This window comes from uncultured Megasphaera sp. (genome assembly GCF_958350005.1).
Lineage (GTDB): Bacteria > Bacillota > Negativicutes > Veillonellales > Megasphaeraceae > Megasphaera.
On record NZ_CATWFF010000005.1, the window covers coordinates 21,633 to 28,667 of the forward strand.

General features: G+C 55.8%; 6 protein-coding genes. All 6 read left to right on the forward strand.

The features are described 5' to 3' along the window. Positions 1 to 32 precede the first annotated feature (32 nt). The 6 genes from priA (at position 33) to rlmN (ending at position 6,998) form a co-directional block, all read left to right on the forward strand. Complete coding sequence (gene priA / locus Q3886_RS00790) at positions 33 to 2,396, forward strand: primosomal protein N' (RefSeq protein ID WP_301859215.1); 2,364 nt, start codon at positions 33 to 35, stop codon at positions 2,394 to 2,396. Between the two features lie 87 nt (positions 2,397 to 2,483). Then, positions 2,484 to 2,942: a peptide deformylase gene (gene def / locus Q3886_RS00795; RefSeq protein ID WP_301859216.1), complete on the forward strand. Its 459-nt coding sequence runs from the start codon at positions 2,484 to 2,486 to the stop codon at positions 2,940 to 2,942. After that, positions 2,942 to 3,874 carry a methionyl-tRNA formyltransferase gene (gene fmt, locus Q3886_RS00800; RefSeq protein WP_301859217.1) on the forward strand — a complete coding sequence of 311 codons (933 nt, stop codon included), beginning with the start codon at positions 2,942 to 2,944 and terminating at the stop codon, positions 3,872 to 3,874. The genes def and fmt overlap by 1 nt, the downstream gene beginning before the upstream one ends. A gap of 11 nt (positions 3,875 to 3,885) precedes the next feature. Beyond that, on the forward strand, positions 3,886 to 4,704 hold the full coding sequence (locus tag Q3886_RS00805) for a DUF116 domain-containing protein (protein ID WP_301859218.1): 819 nt from the start codon (positions 3,886 to 3,888) through the stop codon (positions 4,702 to 4,704). Next, complete coding sequence (rsmB, locus tag Q3886_RS00810; RefSeq protein ID WP_301859219.1) at positions 4,640 to 5,968, forward strand: 16S rRNA (cytosine(967)-C(5))-methyltransferase RsmB; 1,329 nt, start codon at positions 4,640 to 4,642, stop codon at positions 5,966 to 5,968. Before Q3886_RS00805 ends, rsmB begins: the two co-directional genes overlap by 65 nt. Positions 5,969 to 5,972: 4 nt before the next feature. Beyond that, on the forward strand, positions 5,973 to 6,998 hold the full coding sequence (gene rlmN, locus Q3886_RS00815) for a 23S rRNA (adenine(2503)-C(2))-methyltransferase RlmN (RefSeq protein ID WP_301859220.1): 1,026 nt from the start codon (positions 5,973 to 5,975) through the stop codon (positions 6,996 to 6,998). Positions 6,999 to 7,035: the final 37 nt, after the last annotated feature.

Genomic DNA, 7,035 nt, shown 5'->3' on the forward strand with positions numbered 1-7,035 from the left:
CCTCTTTTCGTTGCAGTACAGGTGAAGGGCATATGATTGCAGACGTTATTATTAATACGACAGCTAAGAGTTTACATCAGTGTTTTTCCTATATCGTACCGGATCATCTGGATGTCCGCATCGGCAGCCGCGTTGCCGTGCCCTTTGGCCCGCGCACGGCTGAAGGCATTGTCGTGGCCCTGTCGCCAGGCGACGGCAGCCAGCTGGGATTTGACGTCCGGCCTGTTTCAGCCGTGCTGACATGTCATGCAGGCTTTCAGGAAGAAATGATTGAAACAGCCCGCTGGATCAGCGAGTACTATCTGTGCACCATGGCCGATGCGCTGCGGCTGTTTATGGTGGAAAAGCAGGGACTGAAAAGGCAGTACTGGGCCGTGCCGGGAGAGCAGGCGGCGCCGGCAGGGTCAGAAGAGGCGGCAGCAGTGGACTGTGTCCGCCGTCTGGGCAGCATGGAGCGCAGCCGGTTGGTGCAGAAATTCGGCCAGTCTCTTGTAGAGCAGCTGGCAGCCCATGGATACATTCACTGGGAACAGCGGATGAAAAATGCCGTTGCCGACAAGCGGGAACGGTGGCTGGTCTTTCGCCATGATGACGATGCGAAACTGCTGGCCCGGCGGCCTCGTCAGGCGGCGCTGCTGCAGGCCCTGAAGGAAAAAGGCAGTGCGCCGGAAGCGGCCTTTGTTGCTCAGGGATTCAGCCGGGACCTCATGAGTCGCCTCTGTGCAACAGGCCTGGCCGCCATGGAGGAGCGCCTGGCCCGGACGAGCCAGCTCCTGCCGTCGCTGGAAAGCGGTCAGGCAGTGACGCTGACCGAGGAGCAGGAGCATGTGATTCAGCAGATCCAGGCCGATACAAAAGGGCGCACTTATGTCCTGCACGGCATTACGGGCAGCGGGAAGACCGAAGTGTACATGCAGCTGACGGCGCAGGTCCTGGCACAGGGAAAGCAGGTTATCGTCCTGGTTCCGGAAATTGCCCTGACCGGACAGATTGTCCGCCAGTTTATCCGCCGCTTCGGTGACCAGGTCGTGGTCATGCACAGTCAGCTGTCCAAGGGAGAACGCCGCAACAACGGCCTGCGCATGCTGTACGGCGAAAGCAGTATCTGCATTGGCGCCCGGTCGGCTGTCTTTACGGCAGCGCAGTCACTGGGGCTGATCATCGTCGATGAAGCCCATGACAGCTCGTATAAACAGGATGAAGCGCCGCGGTACCGGGCTGTCGATGTGGCCCGGCGGCGGGCAGCCTATTATGGCTGTCCCGTCATTCTGGGCAGTGCCACTCCGTCTGTCAGCGATTACTACCGGGCCATCCATGGCGAGTATGTGCTGCTGGAAATGACCCGCCGCGTCGGCAACCGACCTCTGCCGGACGTACAGGTTGTCGACATGCGGGAGGAACTGGCGCGGGGCAACTACCGCGTCGCTTCTGACGCCATGGTCGCGCTGATCAGCCAGGCGATGCAGGAAGGAAATCAGGCCATTGTCCTGCTGAACCGCCGCGGCTTTTCCACCTTTGTCATGTGCCGTAAGTGCGGGTATGTCGTCAAGTGCCACAAATGCGACGTCCCCATGGTCTATCATAAACAGGGCAGCTGCCTTCGCTGCCACTACTGCGGCGCCGAAGAGGAAATTCCGACAGTGTGCCCGTCGTGCGGCAGCAAGTATATCAAGTTTTTCGGAACAGGAACGGAAAAAGCGGAAGAACAACTTCGTGAGCTCTTTCCGAACAGCCGCATCATCCGCCTGGACCAGGATACGACGAGCCGCAAAAACAGCGGCGACCGGATTATTGAAAGCTTTCGGCGCCATGACTACGATATCCTTCTGGGGACACAGATGGTGGCCAAGGGCCACGATTTTCCCGCTGTCAGTGCCGTAGCCATTCTGTCGGCAGACAGTCTGCTCAATCTGCCTGCCTACTGGGCGGGAGAACGGACGTTTCAGCTCCTGACCCAGGCTGCCGGCCGGGCCGGACGGGGTGATACGCCAGGGCAGGTCGTCATGCAGACCTATGCGCCGGACCATTATGTCATTCAATGTGCACAGCGCCAGGATTACCGGGCCTTTTACGATCAGGAAATTCAATTCCGCCAGGCCTTTCTGTATCCGCCCTTTCATTATCTGCTGAAAATCCTCGTCACCGGCGAAGACGAACAGGCTCTGTGGCAGAAGGGCAATGACCTGGCTCAGCGGCTGCGCCAGTGGGTGCAGCAGACTGGTTCAGCTGTGGAAATTGTCGGCCCTTACGCAGACATTATTGCCAGAATCCGGGGGAAATACCGCCTGGTTATCCTGCTGAAAGGATGCAGTCTGGAAGAGGTGAAGCAATATATATTCCATGACAGCCTGTTCTGGGAAAGGGGCGTCATCATGGATGTGGATCCGGCCTTTTAAATGTCCGGAAGGCTGTAGTATAATCAAAACATGAGTTATAATAAATGACATATTGAATAGTGGTTTATCTAGTATGAGGTGAAAGACATGGCAGTATTGAAAATTATCAAAGCAGGCGATCCGGTCCTGAAAGGAAAGGCCAAACCTGTTGCACATATTACGAAGCATACGAAAAAGCTTCTCGACGACATGGCAGAAACCATGTATGCCGCCGAAGGCGTAGGACTGGCAGCGCCGCAGATCAACGAATCGCTCCAGCTGGTCGTCCTCGATGACGGCAGCGGCCTGATCGAGCTGATTAATCCGGAAATCATCGAGCATTCCGATGACATGGAAGAAGGGACGGAAGGCTGCCTCAGCGTTCCCGGGTATTACGGCAGCGTCAGCCGCTATCATGCCATCAAAGTGCGGGCCCTGAACCGCCGCGGCAAGACCGTCATCTATAATGCCGAAGGATTCCTGGCCCGTATTTTCCAGCATGAACTGGATCATCTCGTAGGAACCTTGTTTATTGAAAAAGCAGATAATCTGCAGAAAGTAGACTGATGAAAAACTTGAAGCTTCTATTTATGGGAACGCCGGACTTTTCCGTTCCGTCCCTTCAGGCCCTTCATGACCGGGGATATGACATTGCAGCCGTATATACGCAGCCTGACAAACAGCGGGGGCGGGGGAAAAAGGTATCCTATTCGCCGGTTAAAGAAAAAGCCCTGGAACTGGGCCTGCCTGTGTTTCAGCCTGAAAGCCTGCGGGATCCTGCCGTCATCGATCAGATCCGCACACTCTGCCCCGATGTCATTATCGTCATTGCCTATGGGAAAATTCTGCCCAAGGCAATCCTGGATATTCCTGCCTGGGGCTGCCTGAATGTGCATGGATCGCTGCTGCCAAAGTACCGCGGTGCCGCACCGATTCAGTATGCCGTTAAAAACGGCGACGCCGTCAGCGGCGTAACGATTATGCTCCTCGACGAAGGCATGGATACAGGGGATATTCTGAAAAAAGCGGAAATCCCCCTGGATTCCAAGGAAACGACAGGAACGCTGTTTGAAAAATTATCGGTTCTCGGAGCTGATACCTTGTGTACGGTCCTCGATACGCTGGCAGACTGTGAAGCACACCGTACGGCGCAGCATGAAGCAGACGCCACGTATACGGCCAAGATCGGCAAAGAACTGGCAGCCATTGACTGGACACAGGATGCGGCCGTCATTGAACGGCTTATCCGCACCCTCGATCCCCATCCGGGAGCTTATACGATGTGGGATGGAAAACGGCTGAAAATCTGGGCTGCTGATGTAGTTCCCGGAACCGATGCTCTGCCGGGGACGATTATTGGCGTAACGAAGAAAACCTTTACGGTTCAGACCGGGAGCCAGGCCCTCTGTATCCGGGAAGTGCAGCCGGAAAGCCGCAGGCGCATGGCGACGGCTCAGTTCCTGCAGGGCCTGTCAATTCCCGAAGGTGTGCAGCTATAGGAGTGAATAATATGGCAAAGCAAAGGGGAGGTATGACCGTATTTCTGTGTATATACGGCATCGTCGCAGCGGCTGTATCGGCAGCTCTGATGGCTGGCTGGCTGCTCATTGAACCGGGTCTTGCACTGTATGCGCCGGTACTTACCGTACCGGCCTTTGCGGCAGCATCTTTCGGTGCAGCTGCCGTCATCGTCCTGTATCTGCTGCTGTGGGCCAGCGTTTTCTGCCGGCCCGTTCCGCTGGCTGTACGCCCGCTTCTTGGCTACCTGCGCCTGACCTTTCCTGCTGCCAAAAAGCTGGCAGCCTGCCTGCACCGGAAAGACGCCGTGTGCCGGGCCTATATTTCCTTTCTGAACCGCATGGTTCTTTCCGGCAGGCTCCGCGTAGCGCCGGAACACGTGCTGGTGCTGGTGCCGCACTGCCTGCAGTGGGATCAGTGTCCTCATAAAATTACGCGAAACGTTCATAACTGCCGTCAGTGCGGCCATTGCCCCATTGGCGACATCGTAGCCATGACCGATTCGCTGCACACGGCCTTTGCCGTTGCATCTGGCGGTACGCTGGCACGGCAGATTATCCGGGAGCAGCGCCCGCAGGCCATTATTGCCATTGCCTGTGAGCGGGACCTGATCAGCGGGCTGGAAGACGTGTTTCCCCTGCCGGCCGTTGGCCTTCTCAATTCTCTTCCTCACGGGCCATGCTTGAATACCGACGTAGACCTGGCGGCACTGCGCCGTCTCATAGATATGATTACAGGAGAACACCATGAATGTACGCGAAATAGCCTTGCAAAGTCTTCTGGCAATTTGCCGGGACGAAGCATACAGTAATATTGTCGTCTCTCAGGCCATTCAGAAACATAAACTGGCTGACCGGGACCGCCGCTTTTTTACGGAATTAGTATATGGAACGCTGCGGCAGCTGAACTATCTGGACTGGATTATTGCCAAGCTCAGTACGCGCAAACTGACGCAGCTTGATGCCCTGTGCCTGGCCATTGTGCGGCTGGGGCTGTACCAGATTTTCGGCATGACCAAAGTGCCCGAATCGGCAGCCTGCAACGAGTCGGTCAAGCTGGCGACCCGGCTGGGTAACCGGGGCATGGCAAAGTTTGTCAATGCCATGCTGCGCAGCAGTATTCGCCGGCGCCGGGAATTTGCCATTCCTTCTGCCGAAGAAAACGAACATCTCCATCTGTCCCTGACCTATCATCTGCCGGAATGGCTTGTGTCGGTATGGCTCAAGTCCTATGGGCGGGATGATACGATTGCGCTGTGCCAGTACTTTAATACGATTCCTGTCCTGTGCCTGCGGACGAATACGGCCCGTATCAGCCGGGATGAACTGCTGCAGCGGCTTCAGGCCCAGCATATCCGGGCAGAAAAGGCCCGGTATTCGCCGGAAGGCATTTATTTGCCGGAAATCCCCAATATTGGCGATTTGTCGATTTTGAAGGAAGGCCTGGCCATTATTCAGGATGAGCCGTCTCAGCTCGTCGCCCATGTCGTGGCGCCGGAAGCGCATGAAATGATCTTCGATGTCTGCGCGGCTCCAGGCGGCAAGACGACCCATCTGGCCGCACTGGGCGGACCGACGTGTACCGTATACGGCGGCGATATTTACGAACATCGGCTGAAGCTCATTTCCTTTAATGCCCAGCGTCTGGGCCTGCCCAATGTGCGGACCATTCTGCAGAATGCCTGCACCATTGGCCATCCCTATGCCGGCAGAGCCGACCGGGTACTGGTCGATGCACCCTGCTCGGGCCTCGGTATTCTGCGGCATAAACTGGATCTGCGGTGGCGAAAGAAAGCCAGCGACCTGCGGACCCTGCCGGCCCTGCAGCGGCGTATTCTGGACAGTGCCTCCCAGTGCGTACGGCCTGGCGGCGTCCTGGTATACAGTACGTGTACCATTCAGGATGCCGAAAATATCGACGTTGTCCGGCAGTTTCTGGACAGTCACAAGGACTTTCATGCTGAAAATGCAGCGCCTCTGTGCGGCATGGATCACGAAGGTCCCTTTGTGCAGATCCTGCCGCAGCGCGACGGCATGGACGGCTTTTTCATTGCACGCATGAGAAGGGATGGATAAAGGCATGACCGTATTTGACATGACCAGGGCGCAGCTGCAGCAGTTTCTCGTTGACCACGGCATGAAGCGGTTTCGCGCCGATCAGATCTTTCATTACATATATAAGCAATCCGTCTTTTCCTGGGAAGACATGGTACTCCTGCCTAAAGGAGACCGCAGCCGACTGGAGGAACTGCTTCCCATCTATTTTCCCACTGTCGTATCGTCCCTGGAAGCGCCGGACGGACAGACTGTGAAGCTGCTGCTGCAGCTTCACGACGGCAATACCGTAGAAACGGTGCTGATGAAGCACGATTACGGCAATTCTGTCTGTCTGTCGTCCCAGGTAGGCTGTGCCGTCAACTGCGCCTTCTGTGCATCGGCCAAGAACGGCTTTGTCCGCAATCTGACGGCAGGAGAAATAATGCTGCAGCTCCTGGCTTTCCGCCGGTATGTGACTGATGAACTGCATTCCATCGTCCTCATGGGGACTGGCGAGCCCTTGTTGAATTACGACAATGTACTGCAGTTTCTGCACGTGCTCCACGAAAAAGACGGACTCTATTTAAGTTACCGCAATATGACCTTGTCTACAGCAGGCATTGTGCCGCGCATCTATGATCTGGCTGACGAAGGGATTCCCATTACCCTGGCCATTTCCCTGCATGCACCGTCAGACGCCCTGCGGCGGCGGATTATGCCCATTGCTGAGACCTATTCTGTTGCCGATATTGTCAGGGCAGCCGATGTGTATTTTCAGAAAACGGGACGGAAAGTGACGTACGAATATATTCTGATCCGAGATGTTACGTGCAGTCTGTCCTGTGCCAAAGAGCTCGTACAGCTCCTTAAGGGCAAGAATATTCTCGTCAACGCCATTCCCATTAATGACAATTATGATGTAGGCCTGTACCGGCCGGCGGAAGCGGATATGGATGCTTTCGTCTCCTACGTCCGGCGTCATGGCCTGTCCATTACGCTGCGCCGGGAAATGGGCAGTCAGATACAGGCAGCCTGCGGCCAGCTTCGCATTAAGCGGGAAACTATTTGACATGTTGTATAGAATATGATATGAATTAGAATATATG

Coding starts and splice junctions, on each gene's coding strand:
- priA (WP_301859215.1), top strand. CDS start 33: ATGATTGCAGACGTTATTATTAATACGACAGCTAAGAGTTTACATCAG.
- def (WP_301859216.1), top strand. CDS start 2,484: ATGGCAGTATTGAAAATTATCAAAGCAGGCGATCCGGTCCTGAAAGGA.
- fmt (WP_301859217.1), top strand. CDS start 2,942: ATGAAAAACTTGAAGCTTCTATTTATGGGAACGCCGGACTTTTCCGTT.
- Q3886_RS00805 (WP_301859218.1), top strand. CDS start 3,886: ATGGCAAAGCAAAGGGGAGGTATGACCGTATTTCTGTGTATATACGGC.
- rsmB (WP_301859219.1), top strand. CDS start 4,640: ATGAATGTACGCGAAATAGCCTTGCAAAGTCTTCTGGCAATTTGCCGG.
- rlmN (WP_301859220.1), top strand. CDS start 5,973: ATGACCGTATTTGACATGACCAGGGCGCAGCTGCAGCAGTTTCTCGTT.